This is a genomic window from Micromonospora sp. NPDC049204 (genome assembly GCF_040647935.1).
In the GTDB taxonomy this organism is placed as follows: Bacteria; Actinomycetota; Actinomycetes; order Mycobacteriales; family Micromonosporaceae; genus Micromonospora.
The window spans coordinates 1-20,909 of sequence record NZ_JBEZDC010000035.1; the positions used below are offsets into that span (position 1 = coordinate 1).

The 20,909-nt window shown below is 67.6% G+C and carries 15 protein-coding genes; 8 read left to right on the top strand and 7 right to left on the bottom strand.

The window, feature by feature from the left end; genetic code table 11:
• The first annotated feature begins 433 nt into the window (after positions 1–433).
• The 5 genes from AB0A90_RS34605 (at position 434) to AB0A90_RS34625 (ending at position 4,585) form a co-directional block, all read left to right on the top strand.
• Positions 434–1,246 carry a tyrosine-type recombinase/integrase gene (locus tag AB0A90_RS34605; protein WP_357256169.1) on the top strand — a complete coding sequence of 271 codons (813 nt, stop codon included), beginning with the start codon at positions 434–436 and terminating at the stop codon, positions 1,244–1,246.
• A gap of 817 nt (positions 1,247–2,063) precedes the next feature.
• On the top strand, positions 2,064–2,261 hold the full coding sequence (locus tag AB0A90_RS34610) for a hypothetical protein (RefSeq protein ID WP_357256170.1): 198 nt from the start codon (positions 2,064–2,066) through the stop codon (positions 2,259–2,261).
• Positions 2,255–2,506 carry a hypothetical protein gene (locus AB0A90_RS34615; protein WP_357256171.1) on the top strand — a complete coding sequence of 84 codons (252 nt, stop codon included), beginning with the start codon at positions 2,255–2,257 and terminating at the stop codon, positions 2,504–2,506. Before AB0A90_RS34610 ends, AB0A90_RS34615 begins: the two co-directional genes overlap by 7 nt.
• A gap of 731 nt (positions 2,507–3,237) precedes the next feature.
• The gene (locus AB0A90_RS34620; RefSeq protein ID WP_357256173.1) at positions 3,238–3,783 is read left to right on the top strand and encodes a hypothetical protein; all 546 of its coding nucleotides are present in this window, start codon (positions 3,238–3,240) and stop codon (positions 3,781–3,783) included.
• Positions 3,776–4,585: a MerR family transcriptional regulator gene (locus AB0A90_RS34625; RefSeq protein WP_357256175.1), complete on the top strand. Its 810-nt coding sequence runs from the start codon at positions 3,776–3,778 to the stop codon at positions 4,583–4,585. The genes AB0A90_RS34620 and AB0A90_RS34625 overlap by 8 nt, the downstream gene beginning before the upstream one ends.
• A 52-nt stretch (positions 4,586–4,637) precedes the next feature.
• Here the strand turns inward: AB0A90_RS34625 and AB0A90_RS34630 are convergent, their stop codons facing one another.
• From AB0A90_RS34630 to AB0A90_RS34655, 6 genes are all read right to left on the bottom strand, one after another.
• On the bottom strand, positions 4,638–4,946 hold the full coding sequence (locus tag AB0A90_RS34630; protein ID WP_357256177.1) for a hypothetical protein: 309 nt from the start codon (positions 4,944–4,946) through the stop codon (positions 4,638–4,640).
• A 793-nt stretch (positions 4,947–5,739) separates the two neighbouring features.
• Complete coding sequence (locus AB0A90_RS34635) at positions 5,740–6,324, bottom strand: hypothetical protein (protein WP_357256179.1); 585 nt, start codon at positions 6,322–6,324, stop codon at positions 5,740–5,742.
• Positions 6,300–6,926, bottom strand: a complete 627-nt coding sequence (locus AB0A90_RS34640; RefSeq protein WP_357256181.1) for a hypothetical protein — start codon at positions 6,924–6,926, stop codon at positions 6,300–6,302. Before AB0A90_RS34640 ends, AB0A90_RS34635 begins: the two co-directional genes overlap by 25 nt.
• A 62-nt stretch (positions 6,927–6,988) precedes the next feature.
• The gene (locus tag AB0A90_RS34645) at positions 6,989–14,272 is read right to left on the bottom strand and encodes a LamG-like jellyroll fold domain-containing protein (protein ID WP_357256183.1); all 7,284 of its coding nucleotides are present in this window, start codon (positions 14,270–14,272) and stop codon (positions 6,989–6,991) included.
• 660 nt (positions 14,273–14,932) lie between these two features.
• Positions 14,933–15,814: a hypothetical protein gene (locus tag AB0A90_RS34650; protein ID WP_357256185.1), complete on the bottom strand. Its 882-nt coding sequence runs from the start codon at positions 15,812–15,814 to the stop codon at positions 14,933–14,935.
• Entirely contained in the window at positions 15,814–16,065 is a 252-nt protein-coding gene (locus AB0A90_RS34655; protein ID WP_357256187.1) for a hypothetical protein, read from the bottom strand. The genes AB0A90_RS34650 and AB0A90_RS34655 overlap by 1 nt, the downstream gene beginning before the upstream one ends.
• 61 nt (positions 16,066–16,126) lie before the next feature.
• Here AB0A90_RS34655 and AB0A90_RS34660 point away from each other — a divergent pair, with 61 nt between their 5' ends.
• From AB0A90_RS34660 to AB0A90_RS34670, 3 genes are all read left to right on the top strand, one after another.
• Complete coding sequence (locus AB0A90_RS34660; RefSeq protein ID WP_357256189.1) at positions 16,127–16,426, top strand: hypothetical protein; 300 nt, start codon at positions 16,127–16,129, stop codon at positions 16,424–16,426.
• Positions 16,427–17,465: 1,039 nt separating this feature from the next.
• Complete coding sequence (locus AB0A90_RS34665; RefSeq protein WP_357256191.1) at positions 17,466–18,653, top strand: phosphatidylinositol-specific phospholipase C1-like protein; 1,188 nt, start codon at positions 17,466–17,468, stop codon at positions 18,651–18,653.
• A gap of 594 nt (positions 18,654–19,247) precedes the next feature.
• Positions 19,248–20,201 carry an NAD(P)-dependent alcohol dehydrogenase gene (locus tag AB0A90_RS34670; protein WP_357256192.1) on the top strand — a complete coding sequence of 318 codons (954 nt, stop codon included), beginning with the start codon at positions 19,248–19,250 and terminating at the stop codon, positions 20,199–20,201.
• Positions 20,202–20,235: 34 nt separating this feature from the next.
• On the opposite strand, the gene AB0A90_RS34675 is transcribed toward AB0A90_RS34670, so the two are convergent.
• A complete protein-coding gene (locus AB0A90_RS34675; protein ID WP_357256194.1) occupies positions 20,236–20,793 on the bottom strand; it encodes a hypothetical protein in 558 nt (185 codons plus the stop codon).
• Positions 20,794–20,909 lie beyond the last annotated feature (116 nt).

Genomic DNA, 20,909 nt, shown 5'->3' on the forward strand with positions numbered 1-20,909 from the left:
ACATTGATCATTTGCAGCCTCATCGTCGGATTGTTAATTATCCACCGTAACCCCCGCTTCGGTCGGCGGATCCTGCGCCCGCCGTGCGGGCCACTGGGGCCGACTGTCGGCGCCGAAAACTGCGACCGCTGCGCGGCAGTCCGCAACTCTTCGGTGAGCTATTCGCGCGCCTGCGGGCCGTCACGCTCGGTGTTACCCATGCTGTCCCGCGACGCCCGGAAATGCCGCTCCGGGAGGGCTGGCGTTCATCGTTGGTGGTGACGCACGGTGATGTATGGCTACCTCTCCTGCTTCGGCTTCGGCTTCGGCTTCGGCTTCGGCTTCGGCTTCGGCTTCGGCTTCGGCTTCGGCTTCCAGTGTCGTACCTGCCAACCAACTTGTCGTGCGCGCCGCGGTGTCCGCCTTCTTGGGCCGCTACCGTGGGCAGACCCGCGTGCATACCGAGTCCGACCTACGGGTCTTCCTCCGGTGGTGCAGCGACCACGAACTTGACCCGCTCTCCGCAGCTCGGGTGGATATCGAGCGGTACGTGCGCTGGCTGCAAGACGTTCGCCGGTACCAGCCCTCGACGGTGTCCCGTCGGCTGTCGGTCGTGGTTGGGTTCTATCGGGTCTGCGTTATCGACGCGATCCTGGAGCACTCGCCAGCCGATTACGTTCGCCGGCCCACAGTGCCGGCCGAGTCACCGACACTCGGACTGGGCCACCTGCAGTTCGAGGCCCTTATCACCGCCGCCCGGCTGTCGGCCAACCCGAACGACTTCGCCCCGGTCGCCCTCTTGGGCCTGCTCGGCTTACGAATCTTCGAAGCCTGCGGGTCGCACATCGCCGACCTGGGAGAGGAACACGGCCACCGGGTCCTACGGGTGCGCGGCAAGGGCGGCAAGGTCGTGCTCGTCCCGCTGCCACCCGCAGTCGCCCGAGCCATCGACCGGGCCGTCGATGAGCGCACCAGCGGGCCACTCCTGCGCAACACCCAAGGTCGGCGAATGGACCGACACGCCGCCACTCGTCGGCTCAAGCACCTGGCCCACATCGCGGGGATCCGGATGCCGAGGATGCACCCCCACATGCTGCGCCACACGTTCGTGACCACCATGCTCGACGCCGGCGTCAGCCTGCGCGACGTGCAGATCGCCGCTCGTCACGCCGACCCGCGTACCACCATGCGCTACGACCGAGCCCGCAAGAACCTCGACCGGCATCCCAACTACATCCTCGCCGCCTACATGGCCTCCGGGACGTAGCCAGGCTCGCGCCTTTGCCGATGTGCGTGTGTTCACGGTGAGAGCCGCCTCGTCCTGCGTTGTGGTTCGTCCGGGCACCGAAACGTCGTCGTGCCGTCCCAAGGAGAGCGCCATCAATGGCTCCGTGACCAGTTTCCCTGCGCAGGCGCGCCGCGTCCGCGACAGCACGCTCTCGCCGCAGCGCAGGCTTTACGCATTGCGGGAGTGCGCTCTGCACTGTGCCCCGTACGGATTCCGCGCCACCTGGCACCACTTGGTCGTCGCCGCCCGTATCCCACGCAGTCTCGCCGACGATCTCGACGCGCTCGTGCGTGCCGCTGACGAACTGCAGCGGACACGCGACGTGGTCCTGCAGCGTGCGCAGGAGTACGCCGCTCTGCGGCGTCGAGAGAAGGCGACTGGCAGGCGACTTCCACGGACGCCGCCGCCTTGAAACTCGTGGGGCTGGTCCCGGATCGCCTACTGTCCCGACCCTGAACACCACCCGACGGGACCCTCGCCACGGTCGTCCAAGCGGTCCTCGAGCGCCACGATGCCGGAATCAGCGTCGACAGGCACTGCCTGGCATGCGGCATCGAAAGGCGCCGCCCGGGCCTCGCATGCCCGACCTGTGGCGTCTATCCGGACGGCCCCGCCGCACGCTGGCGTGCCTCCGCAGCCGAGGAACGCTGGCAGCGGGTTTGGCGCCGTGAGCTAGACGACGGGCCGACGGCGCTCGTCCCATGAGTTCGAGGTGCACGGATTTGCCGAATTACGAGCGTCCGCCTCCACTGAGCTCAGGTCCTCGCCTCGCTACGGCAGGTGGGAGGATGCCCCGATGGAGACAGGACGAACGCCGACGAGGCTTGGCGCGACCACCCGGTTCGCCTACCCCACGTCGTCGCAGACGATGGTGGCCGACCCCCGCCAGGACCTGTCGCAGCCCGTGGCTTCCGTGCCGCACACCCCCTACGACCTCAACAGCGACAAGCGGGTCACCAAGACCACCGACCCGGCCGGGAACGAGCGATGCTGACGGAACGAACAGGAGTGATGGCAGTGGGCTTTGCCGGGCTACCAGCGCGCAAGAAGATGAGCATCACCGAGAACAGTTACTGGTGCCTGGTATCTGTGTCACCCTGGGCTATTGCCTGGGCCGGGTACGAGCTGATCTCAGGTGAACGCAGAGATGCGCTGCCGTGGGTAGCTCTGATCCTATCCATCGCGGCACTGATCATCGGTGTAACAGGTCTGATCGTTCAAAGATCTCGACGACATTGAGCTCTCCGGTCACGGCGGGCTGCCTTCGCGGCCGCCGTGACCGGGGTCGGCCGAAAGTCGGCAACGTCCCTGGCGGAGGCGGCCGGCGAACCCAGGGCCGGCGGCGGGGCAAACTCAACCGCACCGCCATACCCGGACACGCCACAGACCGGCAAGGTCGGGTGCCAGGCTCGGCGGTCGAGCGGCCGAGATCCGCCCGCTGGTAGTTCGTCAGGTGCGGCACGAGGGCGAGGCCCACGGAGACCGCCGCCAGCGCGGCCCGCCGTGCCGGCCCAGCCTACTGATCCGCTGCCCTTCATTGTCTGTGGCGGTCCTCCGTATTCGATCTTCACGGCGGGCTATGGCCAGCTCATTGGTGACGCCAATACAGCGGAGGAAGCCGTAACACTTCTTGTCGCGAGCCTGCCCGACTTGGCGCCCCCCGAATCAACGCACTGGTCTGCCGCGATCCGTCCGCTAGGCAGCGTCACGCGAGGAAGGGCAGGCGGCGCCAAGACTGGCCGATGAGCGGTCGTCCAGCAGGATGTGCGCATGGGGAAAGAGGCCGACAGCGCGACCCGAGTCACCTTCTCCGCGAGTAGGACGTCCAGGGCGGTGAGGGCTGGTTACGGGCAGTCACCGGGGTACCAGCCGGCAGCGCGCATTGTCTGCGGCAGATCCGGACACGCACAGCTTGTTGTTCTCGGATTGGGCTTGACCCTCACGCTGCGTGAGGGGGGACGGTAGCCCGCGTGAATGATTTCTTCAACGCATTCGAGATGGGTCCCGTATCCGAGCGTGGACCGAAGGCGGTTGCGCCAGAGGTGTTCCGCGGCATCTACGCGATGCCGGTGTTCGTGACGGTTCCGACGTCGGACTTGGCGGCGTCGACGGATTTCTGGGTGCGGGGGTTCGGCTTTGTCGAGCTGTTCAGCATCCCGGGGCAGGTGGTCCACCTGCGCCGGTGGGCGTTCCAGGATGTGCTGCTCGTTCCTGCGGCGGCCGGTGCCGAGGCGCCCGGAGTGCCGGCGATGGGCGTGAGCTTCTTGTGCGTGCTGAGCGAGGTCGATGCCCTCGCCGAGGCGTGTTCGGATCTCGTGCCGGGCAGCGTTACCGGGCCGCGGGATACGCCGTGGCGTACTCGCGACGTCGAGGTGATCACCCCCGAGGGTGCGCGGGTCGTGTTCACCGCGGCGCTGGAGTTCGATCCCGACAGCCAAGAAGCGCGTGATCTCGCCTCGGTCGGAATCGTCGCACCAGGATCGGAAGAGAAGGGTCACAATGGTGTCCGTGGGTGAACGCGAACGAGACATCGCTGACTGTGTCACGGTCGGCGAGGCCGCTGAGCTGGCGGGGGTGACCGTCCGCACGCTTCATCATTGGGACGAGATCGGCTTGGCGTCGCCGTCCATGCGCACCACCGCCGGCTATCGCCAGTACACCGACGCGGACCTGCAACGGCTGGATCGAATCGTCGCATACCGGGAGGTCGGCCTCGGGCTGGACGCGGTGCGTGAGATTCTCGATGACGCGACAGCGGAGATCAGCGCTACCTTGCGTGAGCAGCGTGCCCAGCTCGCCGAGCGCATCCAGGAACTGCAGCAGCTCGACGCGCGCCTGGAACGGATGACCGAGGCTCACGAGCGGGGGATCCTCCTCAGCGATGAAGCGCAGTCGGAGGTCTTCGGGGCGGACTGGGGCGCCCATCGAGCCCGACATGCCCGCACTGTGTGGGGGGATACTGTGCAATGGGCGCAGTTCGCCGAGCGGGCAGCTTTTCGCACCCGGGAGCAATGGCAGTCGCTCTCCGCGGCGATGTCCACGTTGCAGCTCGATCTCGGCAACGCCCTTGATCAGGGTGTCATTCCGGGCACCCCAGAAGCGAACTCGCTCATCGAACGCCACCGCGAAGTATTCTCGAACTTCTTCCCGCTCACGCGACAGATGCAGGTGTGTCTGGGAAGAATGTTCGAGTCCGACCCCGGCTTCTCCGCCCACTACGACGGAATCCGGGTCGGGCTAGCCTCCTGGTTTCGGCAGAGCATCGACGAGTGCGCTCGCACTCACGGGATCGACCCGGAGACAGCCACCTGGCAGTGACCCCGTAACGCGGAAATGCTCGTAACCCACTGCCGGGTACACGGCGGGGATGTCACCCGCCGTCTCCCACAGATCCGGACGTAAGCCTCTCGGGCAGCGCGACTCCGACCGCGACCACCACCCAGGCGGGGCCGTCCCGACGAGCGCGGACAACCAGTTCACGCCACACCGCATCGCGGACCTCGACGCTGGTACGCGGCTCCAGCAGCAGCGCCCGCAACCGTTCCAACGACAGGATCTCGTCCGGCAGGCCGTCGAATCCTCGAGCGTCGAATCCGACATGAGTGGGTGGCTGGACCAGCAGGGCGAAGGCACGGCCGGCCGCGGCCAGCGGCGACGACGGCCAGGATCGAGCAGACATAGACACCCCTCGCGAAGCTCTCGGGCGCCGCACCGTGACGGCGGCGCGCGACGTCCATCCGCGCACAGCCACCGAACAGTCCGGGACGACACGATCGGGGGCGGGCGCCTGTTGCGCCTGCTCACAAGGCACCACCACCCAACACCCAACAAACAGGCCGGAGCCGGCGTTGGCAGAGCGCAGGACACCAGCAGCCCAGCTCACGGCCCTGTTGGATGCTGTTGGCCAGGGAAGATCCGCGAGTCGTGGACGACCAGACCCGGGGCCTTGCAGCTGCGCAGGGGCCGAACAGGAGCAGGGTGGGTGTTCGCGCGACCAGTCCCACCACTGTTGGGCGCCGTTGGGTCATCGGCCCCGGAACGGGCCGCTCTGCGCCGGGCTGGCGGGGCCATTCGTAGGTGCGAACACGGTCGATCAGCGCGGGAGCCACCCGCACATGACTGCTTCACCTGACCCCACCTCGAACGGCTGGACCCACCCGAACCCGTTGCACGGTGGGGCACGACAGCGCACCGGCGGGGCGGTCCTCGTCGGTGGTGATGTTCCGATCGCCGTGGGGCGAGGTTGCCGGATTACGCGGCTGACCACCCAGTGATCCGCCTGGTGGCTTGAAACCCGGGCGAGTTCAGTGGCCGCGGGGATCGAACCCCGCGGCCACCCTCCGGAGAAACCCAAATTCCCGGTAGAAGATTGCCGAGGATCCGCTGTGACGACGGCGCCACCGACCGTCGCGACGCTCGGCAACCAACTGGAGCGTCCCGCCGACCAAACCCGTCGGCGAGGGCCGGGAGGATCAGCAGTCGGTGAGACGCATCTGCCAGGAGACGCTGGCACAGCCGGCCTCGGTGTCGGTGACCTCGGCTACCCCCGAAGCGTCGACCCGCTCGACCACGTAGTCGTCGAGCTGGTGGAACCGGGCCAGCTCGTCCACAGCAGTGCCGTCCAGGCGGCCGGCGAGGAGGACGTCCTCTGGTTCGAGGCTGTCCAGCTCCACGGCGAGATTGTCTTCATCGTCGTCCGCGTAATCATCCGGGCGCTTCCAGATCTCCGACGTCCGACCAGCCGTCTCGGCTGCTGCGGCCACGACGGCCAGGACGCTGTCGAGGAGGGACACCCGCAGCTGCTCGGTGTCGACCATCGAACGGGGCAGAACGATTCGTGTGGTGCCCGGTGCCACAACGTCCGTCAACACCCCATCATCGTCACCCGTCACCACCTCGAGCGTGAGGTCCTGTGAGAGCGTCGCGTTGACGATGCTGCCGAGCACCGTGAACCAGTGATCGGCCGCCGTCACGGCGTCCCGTAGTGGCCCCGCCGCCGCCAGGTCCAGACTCTCCGACCCGATTCGCCAGTTCAACCGTCCCGTTGAATCACCCATATGCGTACCCCCTCCTCTCCGGCCGTTCGTACCTCGGTCTCCCGCACCACACTGCCCAGCGCCCGGACGACCGTTTCCCGGTCGCGCCCTACCGCACGCGTCGCAGGCACGGTCGCAGCGAGCACCAACTGGTCCGGCTCGATCCCGTCGATGATCTCTCGGACCTGGTCGGCGGCCGCCCCGGCGCCTGCGGGTCGGTCGGCGGGCGGCGCGAAGAGATCCACAAGTTCCGGCCGCCCCGGGTCGGATTCCGGGGAGCGCACCGGTGGCGCTCCGAGGCCCTGCTCGGCGCCGACGGCCGTCAAGGCGCCCAGCAGCGCCCGAATCATCCGGATCGCCAGCAAGCCGTCCCCGGGCACGTCGAACCACGCCACCGGCACCTGTACCAGGTAGCCGATTTCCTTGGCGCCACCGTGCCCCCGTGTCCGTACGTGTTGGACCGACGGCCCCGGCCCGCCGTGAACGGTGATGTCGAGCCGAAGGTAGCTGCGGGCCGGGAAGGATCGCCGCAGCCACTTTCCACCGTCGACCGTCCGTTGCAACGCCACCTCGATCAAGGCAGCGAGATTGTGTACGCGGTCCTGGTACCCCGCGACGTCCACGCCAATATCGCGCGGTGCGTCGCGGGGCTGAACGGACAACCAGAAGTTCACAGGGGCCGACCTTACCGGCAGGACCGGGACATGCCCGGCGGGCGCGAGCCGTAGCGAATCACGTAGGTCAGGCAGCTGCGATACTCCCATACGCGGGCGTGATAGCGGGTGGGGAACGATTTGATCTTCCGGATGCGGCAGTTTCGATACTTCTTGGCGCACTGGTACCTGCTGATGCTGGCCCGAAGGATGGGCGGCCAAGCACTGGTGATCCCGTACTTGTAGACCCGCTCGCGACCCCGCGAATCGGTGTGGTTGATCTGATAACCCCAGCTACGACCTCGGTAATTGTTGCTGTTGCGGTGGGCCGACGAGCCGTTGGGCCGGGCCGGTGGCCGACCAGCTACCTTTCGGATCCGCTTGTTCCGGGCTGTCGACCGTGCTGCGGCGCGCTGCGCCGCCCGTCGTGCCGCGTACTGGGCTGCCACCCGAACGCCGAGGATGGCGACGGGTACACACATTGGACACCGTCCATCCAGGTCCGTGACGTTGACGGGGTCCTGATTGGCGTAGTCGTAGTCGTTTGCCGAGCCACCCTGCACAGGGTCGACGGACAGGAAGCGGCCGGTGTGCGGGTTGTACAGGCGGACACCCATCAGGATGACGTCGTCGAGCCCATCGCCGGAGCGTTGCTTGCCGCCGAGCCAGCCGTACCGCTGGTCGGCCTGCCCCGCTATCGGGACCCCGAACTCCTCATAGTCCAGCAGCTCGGGCTCGGTGAGGGCGGGGTCGATGGTGCTGATGACGTCACCATGCAGTCCCACCAACTGCAGCCGTACATCGCCGGTGGCCGTGGTCGTCGCCGCCAGATCGCCGTCCGGACCGGACACGTTCCGGGTGACAACACCCTGGGCGTTCTCGACCACCCAATGGACCTCGTCCGAGTCGTCACCGTAATGGTTGACCTTGGTAGTGGCAGCTCCCCAGACACTGTCGACAAGCGTCTCGGCGGTGAAGGCACGGAACCGCTGCGCCGGGTCCAGCGTCCACGTCTGCCGTGCATCTCCGAGCTGCTGTTGCTGCACCAGGTCGTTGACGTGGAAGCTGTTAGTGAGGCCGCTGGGCATCCGTACCGTCCGACCGAACGCGTCGTACTCGTACCCAGCGTCGGTCATCCGGTCGGCGGTGTCGTAACTGTGCCCACTCTGCGACTCCGCCGCCGCCTCCTGACACCCTCCTTCGGCATTCGGTGCGTAACGCTTGAGGGAGGTGCGGTTGCTGCGCTCGTCGTAGGCGTAGACCCGGGTTACACAGCCACCGGTGATGGGGCTTTCGTGGCGGGTACGGACCAACCGGCCCGCACGATCGTAGCCGTGTTCCTTGCTGCCACCGGTGTAGGCATGCTCAACCCATTGGCCGACGACGTTCTCATTCACCGACTCGGTGAACAGCACTTCACCGTCGGAGTCGCGGGTGTACGTACGTTCCACTGGCGTGAGGTTCGCGTTCAGCCGGTCCGTCCGAGTCAGACCACCGGGGTAGGTCATCTGGACGAGCTGGCCATCGGGAGCGTAGCGAGCGGTGAACGTGCCGGCGACGCTGTCCGAACTGCTGGTCAGCAAACCCCTCGGTTCCACCGTCCGGTCGTACTGGAACGTGACGTGACCCGTCGGATTCGACGTCTTCACCGTGTTGCCGGACCGGTCGTACTCCTTGATCGTCACGCCGCCATCGGCGTCGGCGTAGCGGACCAACCGGCCGAGCATGTCGTACTCGCGGGAGATGACGGAGCTATCCGTCGTGGTGCTGGCGATTGCACCGCTGGTCGCGTCGTAGCTGGTGACCGACCTCCCGGCCGCCACGCCCTGGTTGCTGGTGACCTCGACACCGACCACTCGGCTGGCGCCGTCGTAGCTAGTGGTGGTCGTCCGGATCGCGCTGCCAACGGTCTCCGTAACCACTTCCTCTTTGCGGTAGGAGTTATAGCGGGTGGCCCGCCGCACGGGCAGCGTCGCGCTCATCCGAGCTGGATCGTGCCCCGTCACCGCACCGACCGGACGACTGACGCACAGTTCACCTGCCCACTCAGGCCGGTTGCCGCACAAGTTGTCCTGTGGATTTGCTCCCGCGGTGTAGTAGATCTCTTCCTGCGCATACGCGTCCGAGCCAGTGGAGCCGATGCCCCGCGTACGCGTGACACGTCCGGCCGCGTCGTAAACGGTGTACGAGGCGAGTTCCTCGCCTTCGCCACCCTCCACTACGACCTTCGTCGGCTTTTGCAACGTCCAGCCCGAGGCACCACCGAACTCCGCGCCATACCCGCTGCGACTCGTCCGCGTGTCACTGTCCGGGTAGCCGACAACCTGAACGCTCTCCGTCTCGGTCGTCAAGAGGTGGTACGTGGCGCCGTCGGGCTTGTTCTCGTCGTACTTCTTCACCGTGTGCACCCGGCCGATCACCGTGGATCTGGCGGAGATGGCGGTGAGCGGCCCGGCACCGTCCGGGTCCGCGACCGGCCTTTCCAGCATCATCGTCGAGGTCGGCCCCAGGGTGTCGACGTGGTCCAGACCGTCTGCGCTGTACTTGTTCACGGTCGAAAGGGCCAGCGCCCGGCTGGCCGAGTCGGACGCAGCCAGTCCCAGCTCCGCAAGGTAGGTGGCGGCGTTGGGCAGCGTGCCGAGGGCTAGTTCTCGGTCCGTCGCCTCCAGCGTGCGGACGACGTTGCCGAATCGGTCGTACTCCTGTGTGTCGATGTGCCCGCCGGGCGTGGCCGCATTTACCTCACGGCCCCCTGCGTTGAGGTAGAACAAGCTGGCGTAGCGGTAGCCACCCGACCCGGGAGCAGAAGGAGTCGCGCTGTGGCGACCCGGGTCGTCCTGCAACTCGAAGACGGCCGTCGCGTCGGTGGGCACGTCCGTCTGCCCCCAGGTCGCGACGCTGGCAGCATCCAGGTTGTAGGGGCCACCGGTGCCTTGGGTGAGCGGCACGTGGTACACGATGCTGGTGGCGGTCTCTCCGTCAGTGGCCGTCTTAGATCCCTGCTGCAGCGCAGCCCGGCGTGCCTTGAGCAGGCGGCCGGCGTTCTCGTCGCCGGCCAGGTCGGCGACCTGAGCGTCGGTGAGCGCCTTGCCGTAGATGCGGACGTCGTCGATACCGCCGTGCCAGATGTTCGAGGCGGCGCCAGCCCACTTAGCGCGGCCAACCACGTACCCCCCGGCGGCGTTCCAGCCACCGACCGCGGCAGTGGTGGTCTGCCGCACACCGTCCACGTAGAGCTTCATCTGGCCGCTGGCGGTGTCGTAGACGCCGGTCAGATGGGTCCACTTCCCGAGTACCGGTGCGGTGTTCGAGCTGGCCCGTATCGGCGTGGCGCTGTCGCTGTCGGCGCTAACCCGCGAGAACGCCCACCGATCGTCGGCGGCGACGTAATTAAGGAAGAGACCGCTGGTGCGCGATCCGTCCTTGGAGACGGCGGTGCGGTTGACGGACTTGTCGGTCAGGCGCACCCGCGCGGAGACGGTGTAGGAGGAGGTATTGGAGAGAGCAGTACCAGTGGCGCTGATTTGCTGACCGGCGCCGCCGGTGAAGCTGGCGCTCCGGTCACCCGGGTTGTCCGCCGCGTGGCTGCCCTGCGTCCAGTACACCCCGGAGGCCATGGTGCCGGTACGACCTGCGCCGGAGGAGTCGACGGCGCTGGTGCCGGAGCCTGCGTCGAGGTCCCAGCGCAGTGCGGCGGAGTCGACGTCCGGATTGCCGTAGTCGAAGTTCCACGGGAGTTGGCCTGCGGGTGTCGTCCGGACGACACGGCCGGCCGAGTACTCGTAGGCAGTCTTCAGGACCGGGGAGATCCTGGGATCCCACACCTCGCGGAGTTGGCCCAGGTTGTCGTATGCGTACCGCACCACCGTGACGGCCGTCATCGCGCTGGCTTCGCTGTCCCACAGCCACAGCTTCATTGCGGTGATGCGGTCCACGACGTCGCCGAAGACGCTCTGGCTCAGCCCGGAGGTGGTCGTCGTGGCGTACTCGTACTCCAGAACCTCGCAGCCGCGTGCTGGGGTAGCGGTAGTGCAATCACCGACGCCGGGTTCAACCGGATTGATTACCTTCTTCAGCAGTAGGCGGCTACCGGCGGTGTCGTATACATACCGTGCCGTGGTGCCCGTCTCTGCCGTCCAACTCGACGTCGCTGCCCACGTACCGCCTTGCTGGGTGAACTCGGTGACCGTGCCGCTCACCTCGGTCAGCCGGTACGCGGTGCTGCCGACCTTGCTCAACGTCAGGTCCTCGGCACCGGGCTCAGTGGTGAAGGTGACCCCGTCAGAGCTACGGGCGAAGGTGGTCCAGTCCCCGTCTGCGGTGTGCACCTGGACGAGCGAGGGCTCGGGCAGAGTGAGTGTGGTGTAGTCCACCTCGGCGACGGCGCCGGTGGCGCCGCCCGTCCAGGACGGGCCGAACGGGGCAATGATCTCGGTGACGGAGAGGTTGTCCCAGTAGACCTTGCGGCCGGAGCCGCCCTGCATGCCGTTGTAGAGCCGGAAGAACGCCTCGTTCGCCCCGGCGGGGACGGTCAGATCTACCGACAACTCCTGCCAGCCGTCGGTGTAGCCGGCCATCGGCGAGGCGACCTCGCTATACGTGGTGCCCACCCGGTGGAAGCCGACGATCCGCAAGCCCCGATCCACGTGCGCGGGAACCAGGCCGGTGGCGGACGGCACATTGATCCAGCCGGTCATCCGGTACGTCTTGCCAGCGGTCATGCCGAGCCGCAGCCCGCCGCCATCGTCTCCGCCGACTGCGACGTAGGTGTCGTTGCTGGTCGCGGTGACCGGCGTGATCTCCAACGAGTCGGCTGGTGTGGTCTCACCTTGACCGCGGGTGGTGGAGCGCGCTGCCGAAGTGGTGCCCGGGATCGCGAAGCCGGTCAGGTCGGTGGAGACCTGTTGCTGGTTGGCGGTGAGCCGCTGCGCCATCGGCTGGTAACCGTCGGCCGTCTTACGCGACGAGGACGAGCGGCGGACAGACAGGCCCATCTCGTCGACGTCGGTTTCAGAAAGGAGATAGTCACCGGTGAGAAGGTTGACCGAGCCGGGGCCGGCTTCCTCGTCGGCGCCGCCGTCTCCGTTGGAGTCGACACTAATCCGCACCCACGGGATGGTGTATGCGGGCGTGGTGCCGGTGGCGGTGTAGAGGTGTGCCCGGACCTCGACGACGCCGCCGATCAGGCCGAGTGTGTCGCTGGCGTTCCAGATCGCGTACCCGCCGAGCGCCGACAGGGCGGCCGGACTGGCGGCCGTCGCCGTGACCGGCGCGCCGGTGGCGGAGGTCAGGTTCGCCGACGGCACCGGCAGGGCCGCCCCGCCGGGCCCGCGCCGGTACTCGAAGTACGTGCGGGTGTAGCCGCTGACCGGGGTGGTGATCCGCAGCTTGGTGCGCTTGACGACGGTCGCGCCGGGCAGCGGCTCGGCGAGCGCGGCGTTACCCGCGTCGAAGACGTACAGGTTGGGGTTGGACAGGTTGCCGGCGGAGTCCTTCGCCTGAACGGTCAGCGTCCGGTGGCCATCACGGGGTGCGAGTGTCACCGACTTCGCACCGGTCGCCGCCACGGTGGTCGCCGCGCTGTCGTAATCGAACTTGTAGACGAACGCGGCGAGGTCAGCGCTACCGCTGGCAGGAGTGAAGGTGAACGTGTCGGGCTGGGCAGCGCCAGCGTGCGGCTGCCCATCGTTGAGGTAGATCGTCGCGGCCACGAACGGCACACCCGGCTTCTCGGTGTCCACCGTCAACGGCGTCCACGCCGTCCATGCGCCGTAGTTCCACGGGTCCTTGGCGCGGACCTGCCACTCGTACTGGGAGCCGCTGGCGAGGTCGACCGGCACGGGCCACGAGGCAGTCGAACCGTTCGACCAGGCAGGGCTGCCAGAACGCAGACCAGACGAACTCACCACCGCCTGGGTGACCTTGTTACGCACCACGAACTCGGCCTGCAAGCTCTGACCGGCGTTCGCGTCGGCGAGCTTCGCCGAGAGCGTCGGACGCAGCGACGAGGTCTGCGCGCCGGAGCCGCACGCGGTGTAACAGGGAGCGACCGCCAGGGCGGACGGCGCGGACGGGGCGCTGTTGTAGGTGATGCTCACCAGCGGCGGATGGGTGCCCTCGGCGGAATCGAAGCGCTTCCAACCCGCCGTGGAGGTCTCCGAGGTGGCCCGCAGCATCACAGTTGCGGTGGTCCAGCCAAGGTTCGCGCTAGTCTGTAGCGCGCCGCCGACCTCAATGTAGACGTAGCCGTCGCCGCAGGACGAGTTGTAGCCACGGGTCTCCGTGGAGGTGCCAACCTTCTCCCGAGCGACGGGCTGGTTGGCCCACCGCACGGAGGAGTCAACCAAGTCAGTGCGCCAGGCCTCCCACGACGCCGCGCTGCACGACCATGAGTGGTAGTTCCACAGCCGCAACTTCGCGCTGGCGATCTGACTGCCGGCGAAGCCGGTGGTGTTGAACCGCAGGTACGACCGGGCGTAGAAGGTGCCACCGTCGTTCGAGTAACCCAGCTTCAGGTCACTGGAACCGGACTGGTCGCTGGCGTAGTCGTTCTGCACGAACGCGTCGAACGACGGCGACAGCGACGTCGGCGGGTCGATCGTAACCGGGAACGTCAGGTCGGGCCGGGCGAGGAAGTTCTTGTCCGGGGTCAACTCCATGACGGTGCGTCCACCGGAAGCCGTCGTACTCAGGGCCACCGGAGCTCGGTTGACGTGCTCGCCGGAGAGCGCGGAGACCTCCGCGTCCCACATCAACGGCGTCTGTGCCCGGCCGACCTGACCGCCGCGGGAATTCTTGAAGACGAGGCCACCCATGCCGTCGCGAGCCGCGGTGAGCTTCCCGGTGCTCAGCGGCAGCTGCAGCGTGCGCACGTGCGCCAGACCGGCACGGTCCTTCACCACAACGTGCTGCTCATATCCGGTGGCGTGGGCGTGAAAGACCAGGTCGACGCCCGGCCGCACATCCGGATAGGTGATCGTGCGCCCGTTCAGCACCGGCTCGGGCAGTGGGCCCTGCCACGCGAGCTCGGCACGCTCGGCACCGCTGCCGAGCGAGGCGACCCCGTGCTCCCCGGCGCCCGGGGTGGCACCGGCGAAGGTCAGGCCACGCGGGTGCGCCTTCGGCACGACGACGCCGTCGGCCCGACGCTGCAGGGTGAGGTCGACCGGCACCCAGGTGTTGTCCCCTTGACGTACCCGCACCGGCGCCAGCGCCTGCTCCGCGGTGAGCGTGCCGTCCGGGTTGGCGAATACCTGAGTCGTCTCCGAGCGCCGGTTCGCCACCTCCACCCGTCCGCCACAGAACCGAGCCGCCACCGCCGCAGACACCTCGTCTGGGCGGTCGCCTGGACAGGCTGGCTTCGGCGTCGGCTGGGCTGTCACCTTTGGTGCCGCCACGGCCGGCTGCTCGACCCGAGCCGGTATGTCCGACATGGACACCGCCAGGACCAACGCCAACAACATCGCCAGCCGCCGCGCCCAACGAGCGAACGCTCCATGCGTCAGTGGAACGAACGCACCCGTGCCCAACGGCTCATCCATCGAAACCCCCGTGTCCCCATCAGAAAGTCGGCGCAGCTTACGTAGATCCTGAGTGGACGTTCAATGTCTTGACAGGGAGATCATCAGCCCGTAGAACCGTTGATCTTTTGAGGACGTCTGACACCGATAAGTGATCTAAGTGGCGAGACGGACCAGTCGTATTTGCCAAACCGGCGATCGTCACCGTGGGATGCCCTGCATCGAAGGGAGGTCGAACGGGCAACGTGACCGACACCGCATCCACCGCCGTCCGCCTGCGAGGCGGCCGGGTTCCAGGCTTCACCGGATCGACGACCCATCTCACGCTGCGTGATGCTGCCGGATCGAGGGGGCACGAGCCGGAGGCGGTCGGCATCCAACGATGGTGTGAAAATGATCACTGGCTCCGCGAGCCGCCCATGGCACCGGTATTCGGAGTCGCCACCACGCTCGGCGTTACATCAAGCGGCGCATGCGGATCGTCAACGAGTCCGCGTCAGCAGCGAGCTCGACCAGTTCAAAACCGGCCGGTATGAGGTCGGAGTGGACCACTTGCAACGCTCGAGACGGGTCGGTTCGCGGCACAGCGACAACGAGCTCGTCGATCGCGTGCAACTGCGATCGCATCTCGGCGTCGTGTTCGTAACCGACGACGAGCGCGCGTCGTACGCCCGCTTCACAGGCGGCTGACAGCCAGTTCGGTAGGCCGGTGCCGATGTCGGCATCACCGGGCAGCGCGAAGTGCGCGCTAGCGTGGCCTCCCGGAGTGCCCCCAACGACGGTCTTGCCCTCAACGACAAGGTCCGCGTTAGCGCGGAGGTCGCGCAGGAGTCGTCCTTCCGCCGCCGTTTGATGCCCGGCATCTGATCCAAACGCCCACGTCAAGAACAGCGTACGGCGCACCGTCGCGGTCAACCACGGCTCAAGGACGGTCAAGGCTTCGCCGCGCAACACGTCTGTCTCGACCTCGATGCCTGCGGCAATGAGCATTGCGGCAGGACCGTCGCCGCGAGACGTTGGGTCGATGACGGCGATGACCACCCGAGAGATGCCGGCGTCGATCAACTCATGACGACAAGCCGGCGTGACTCCGACGCGGTTGCATAGTTCAAGCGTGACGACGGCTGTACCGCCGCGAGCCGCACCGCCCGCTGCGTCGAGAGCGTGTGCTTCAGCGTGCGGCTCCCCTTTACGGCGGAGAGATCCCGCGCCCACCACCGTTCCACGCTGATCCAGGATCACACACCCGACGGGCGGGTTCGGGCTCGTCGTGCCCAGCCCGAGAACGGCGAGGGTGCTGGCCTGCCGCATCGCACACAGTTCGAGGTCTGACGCCATCAGGCGGCATCCATGAGGTCGTCGAGGAACACACGAACGTCGGCCAGGTGACGGTGCTCGTCACCAGCGGGGCCGATCTGGCCGGGTTGGTGCAGGATCCGGCGCGAGCCTGCTTGGCGGGCGATCGGTAGCGCGATGTGAGCCGTGGCAGCCGCTTGCTCAGCTTGGTCAGCCGCCACATGGGCTGCGGCTTTGGTCAGAAGGGCTGCGGTGAAGTCCTGGCGGTGAAGCGACGGCATCGACGGCAGCACGCATCGAGAACCGCGATTCGCCTCGTCCGGCCGGCGCCCCAATCCTCAAGCAGGTGCCTCGGTGAACCTCGATGTAGCCACCCATGGAGTACGAGGTGTGCTCGCCTTCAGGCTTACCCGGACGGCGATCCGCCGCCCCGTCGTGCGCCCTGTCCAGAAGCTGCATAGCCTTGCGGTGCTCGCCGACGGTCGCGAGCGCATGGGCATGCTGGACGCGAAGTGCCGCCCGCACCGGGCTGGGCGCCTTCTTGTCCTGGAGCATCGCGGCTCGGCGAAAGCCTCGACCAATGAGCCGTTGCTGTACTTCGCTGCTATACAAGATCAGAAATGGCCCATCCGGAAGAATCCGAATGGCCTCTGACCTGCGTCGGGACGGCCGGATTCGAACCGACGACCCCTTGACCCCCAGACCTCGGCAAGGTGGTCGGGTGCGGTTGGCACGGCTGCACAACAGCCCGGTCGGTGTCGTGGCGGCCCCGTGTGGTTCCGTCGGTTGCTGTACATCGCTGCTGTACTGCCGGGTCCGTACGAGCGACTCCCCCTGCGCCAGGCCCACTCCCCTGCACCATGTTGATCCCGTGTGCTGATGAGGCACGGGACGGGCACGTGCCGACTGGGGGTGCGAACCCGGGAACCGCGGCTCAGCCGCAACCCGCGGGTTCGTGGCAACGTCCAAGGTTCAGAAGATCGCCCCCTGGTCGCCGCGAGTACATCACTGCTCACGGTGACCGTATGTAATCCGGCCCCACCTGCCGCCTGCCCGCTCATCTACGCCCCTGCCGGCGTGGTCTTCCATCTGGAAGACCTACGCCACCTTCCTGGCCCGACTGAGATCCGGGCGTGCATGGACGATCGCTGCGTAACCCGCGACAGCCCATCACGGATCGACACACCAATGCTGACCGCAGGTTCAGAGGACGCCACTGATCATCGCACCGTCACGGCCAGACTTACCCTGACGAATCCCACAAACCGAGTCGTCATATTCGACGCCTCCACGAGCGTCACGCTACGGAGGATCGAGGCTCCCTCATGCTCCGACCAGACCGCCAATCAGGCAAGCGTCCGAGCTACTGCCGCCAGCTAGCCAGCAAGAACGGCCACGAGGACTCGTTCCTGCCCAGCGGCCATACCGCCGGTAGCGCCGAAGAAGCACTCGACTGCGCCTGCAGGCCCCCGGACCTGCGATCCGTTGGCATGTTCATCACCGCCGCCCCCTGCTCGGCGCCGTGTTGGCCGAGGCGGCGCCGCGCGCGCCATGAGTGCCAGGTGACGCGGCCGGATCACTGGCGCCGCTCGTTCTGGCAGGGTTCATCGTATCGATGGCCGTTGGCGAGCCTCAGCTACGGCCCGGACACCCTCGCTTCCTAGCCTTGCCGCAATCCGTCGAGGGGGATTGCATGAGAGTCAGGACCAGGAGCGTCGCCGCGCTGGCCGCGACCGTCGTCACCACCATCGCCGTCACTGCCGTGCCGTTGGCTGTTCGGACCTTCGGGGACGTGCGAGCCGCCGGCCTGTCAAGCGCCGGGGGCGCCGGTGGCGTGCGAATGAACCAGATCCAATACATGGGGGCGCACAACGCGTACCACCGTGAGCTACAGGACGTCGAACTGCAGGAATCGCTCAAGATCGACCCCGGGTACCCGTCGTGGGGTTTCTACTCGCACGCGTCCATTCCCGACCTGCTCGGCCGCCAGAGCGTCCGTGGCCTGGAACTGGACCTGCTGCCCGACCCCGAGGGCGGGCTCTACCGGCACCCGCTCCCGCGGAAGCGGGCGGGGCTCGGCCCGATCGACGATCCGGCCATGGCGAAGCCCGGCATGAAGGTGCTTCACGTCGCCGACCAGGACTACGGAACCAGCTGCCGCACCCTGGTCAGCTGTCTGGAGCAGGTGCGGACCTGGTCCGCCGCCAACCCGAGCCACGTGCCGATCATCCTCCAGCTCGAACTGAAGCAAACCGACAAGCGGTGGGAGGCCCTCGGCGGAGCGGTGAGCCCGGCGTGGAGCCCCACCCTGCTGGACGCCGTCGACGACGAGATCCGCTCCGTCTTCCCGGAAGACCAGCTGATCACCGCCGACGACCTGCGCCGACCGGGTAGGACCCTGGAAGCGTCGGTGCTGCGGTACGGCTGGCCGAAACTGGACTGGGCGCGCGGGAAGGTCCTGTTCTTCTTCGACAACGGCGGCCCCGGCGGCATCCGCAACATGTACACGCAGGGCCGGCCCAGCCTGGAAGGCCGCGCCGTCTTCACCCAGGGGCCGCCCGGGTCGCCGGACGCGGCGGTCACGATGGTGAACGACCCGCGGGGCGCCAACGGAGCAGTCATCCAGGACCTCGTTCAGCGGGGTTATCTGGTGCGTACCCGCTCGGACGAGCCGCTGCGGACGGTGAAGAGCGAGGAGTTCAGCCGGGTGGAGGTCGCCCTGGCCAGCGGTGCCCAGTTGGTGACGACCGATTTTCCGACCGTGGGCATGGCTGCCCGGTACGACAGCGACTTCGTGGCGGAGCTCCCCGGTGGCATCGCCGTACGCTGCAACCCGGTGTCCGCCCCACAGACCTGCCGGGATGCCAAGCTGGAGCGTTGACGCCCAGTTCCACCAGCGCGACGGGTGGTTGGTTCGCGGGCGATCGACGCGATCCGTCGCCGTCGTCGTGGGGCGCGACGTGTAAAAGGCGCTCTACCGGAGCAGCGGCAAAACGCCAGGAAACCTGAACGGCGGCGACTACATCCGGATCTGCCGCCGACCGAGTGTGCGTAGCGTCCGGGTCAAGGTCTCCCGGCTCCCGGTGTGGGCGCCGGGAACGCCACCATCCTCCCGCTAGGGTGCGACGGCTCCGGTCCACCCCACGCCTGGCCGACGACGAACAGCCGCGGGTCCCGCCCGCGGCTGAGCACGCAGGCGAAGGCTCCGCGATCAAAGCCGACGGTGGCCAGCACCTTGCCGCCCTCGTGTACCCGAACACAGCGCTGGTTCTGGAGTAGAAACGATTCCGGCACCGGAACTCAACGCCCATCCTGGACCCGCCACCACCCCGAGCCCTCGGACACCTACCCCGCCGTCGCCGGCAGCCTCTGTCGGTCAGTCGCTCGTCTCTCTGTGCTACCAAGGAGCCGTAGCCTGCTGGCCTTGGACGTAACTGCGGCTGGACTATTTCCACGAAGGGCTAGGGGTACGCGGATGAGAGCGATCGTGTACGACAGGTACGGGTCCCCGGATGTGTTGCGGATCGAGGAAGTCCCCAAGCCGTCTCCCGCTGCCCGGCAGGTGCTCGTCAGGATCGCGGCGACCTCGGTCAACCTGAGCGATTGGGAGACCCTGCGAGGCTCACCACTGTATTCGCGCATCGGTGGGCTGCGCTCACCGGCACGCCGGACGCTCGGCTCGGACATTGCCGGATGGGTTGAGGCGGTGGGCCCGGCCGTCACCCGGTTCCGACCCGGTGACGAGGTGTACGGCGACAACCTCATGCTCAAGGGCGGTTTCGCCGAGTACGCGATCACTCCCGAGTCGGTTCTGGCCCGCAAGCCCGCCGCCCTTACCTTCGCCGAGGCCTCGGCGATCCCACAGGCGGGCGTAATCGCGTGGCAGGGGACCAAAGGCGCCGCAGCCGGGAAACGGGTCCTGATCAACGGTGCCGGCGGAGGATCGGGCTCATTCGCGATTCAGCTCGCCAAGCGACTCGGCGCCCAGGTGACCGGCGTCGACAACGCCGGCAAGCTCGACTTCATGCGGTCGGTCGGCGCGGACAAGGTGATCGACTACCGCAGCCGGGACTTCACCCGCAGCGGCCCGTACGACCTCATCCTCGATTTGGTCGCGCACCGGTCGGTGTTCGCCTACCGCCGGGCACTGGCCCCCGGCGGCCGTTACCGGTGCGTCGGCGGATCGGTCTCGGCGCTGCTGCGCATACTCACGATCGGCGCCGCGGCCGGCCGACTCACACACCGCCGGCTGGGCGTGCTCGCCGTCAAGGAAGGGCCGACCCACTTCGAACCGGTGGCCGACCTCTGCGCCACGGGCGACCTCGCCATCCACATCGACCGAGCCTTCACCCTCGACGAGGTACCCGAGGCGTTGGCCCACGTTGGAGAGGGACGCGCCCTCGGAAAGGTCATCGTGACCGTTAACTGACCAGCGACTGCGCACATCTGCCGCGGAGCGAGCGTCACGTTGCGCGGTGGCCGTGCGGTGCGCTCGACGCGCAGAACGAGCTGAACGAGCTGAACGAGCTGAACGAGCTGAACGAGCTGAACGAGCTGAACGAGCTGAACGGCGGATCGTCACAGGGCGCCGGGTGGACGGTGTGGTCCTGATGGAGATCCGCTTGGAGGACGGCCGGGTGACCCGCCTGACCAAGGCCGGTCTGCCGTTCGTCACGATCGGGCGGATCGCCGAGCCGCACGACATGAGCTGGATCGACATCGACTATTCCGGGCTGATCGCCCGCTGCGTGCACCACCTGGCCGATCTGGGGCACCGGCACGTGGCCCTGGTCAACCGCTCCGCCGAGTTGGTGGCCGCGGGTTACGGCCCCAGCCATCGAGCGCTCACCGGTTTCCGGGCGGCGGCGGACCGGGGTGGAGGTCTGCTGCGGCGACGACACGGCCTCCGGCGAGGCGTGCGTGGAACAGCTGCTCGTGACCCATCCCGAGGTCACGGCCGTCGCCACCATCAACGAGGCCGCGCTGCCCGGGATGCAGCGCGCGCTGACCGGTGCCGGCACCGCCGGCGGGGGGGGGCGCCCGCGGCGTGCGGCCGGGGGGCCCCCCCCGCGCCGGGGGGGTGGGCAGGCTGGGGGGGGGGGGGCACCCCGGGAGTTTTGGGTTGGTCGTGCCGCCC

Excerpts from the sequence above, each read along its gene's own strand:
- AB0A90_RS34630 (WP_357256177.1), bottom strand. The coding sequence starts at position 4,946 with ATGTCTGCTCGATCCTGGCCGTCGTCGCCGCTGGCCGCGGCCGGCCGT.
- AB0A90_RS34665 (WP_357256191.1), top strand. The coding sequence starts at position 17,466 with ATGAGAGTCAGGACCAGGAGCGTCGCCGCGCTGGCCGCGACCGTCGTC.
- AB0A90_RS34635 (WP_357256179.1), bottom strand. The coding sequence starts at position 6,324 with ATGGGTGATTCAACGGGACGGTTGAACTGGCGAATCGGGTCGGAGAGT.
- AB0A90_RS34650 (WP_357256185.1), bottom strand. The coding sequence starts at position 15,814 with ATGGCGTCAGACCTCGAACTGTGTGCGATGCGGCAGGCCAGCACCCTC.
- AB0A90_RS34670 (WP_357256192.1), top strand. The coding sequence starts at position 19,248 with ATGAGAGCGATCGTGTACGACAGGTACGGGTCCCCGGATGTGTTGCGG.
- AB0A90_RS34615 (WP_357256171.1), top strand. The coding sequence starts at position 2,255 with ATGCTGACGGAACGAACAGGAGTGATGGCAGTGGGCTTTGCCGGGCTA.
- AB0A90_RS34610 (WP_357256170.1), top strand. The coding sequence starts at position 2,064 with ATGGAGACAGGACGAACGCCGACGAGGCTTGGCGCGACCACCCGGTTC.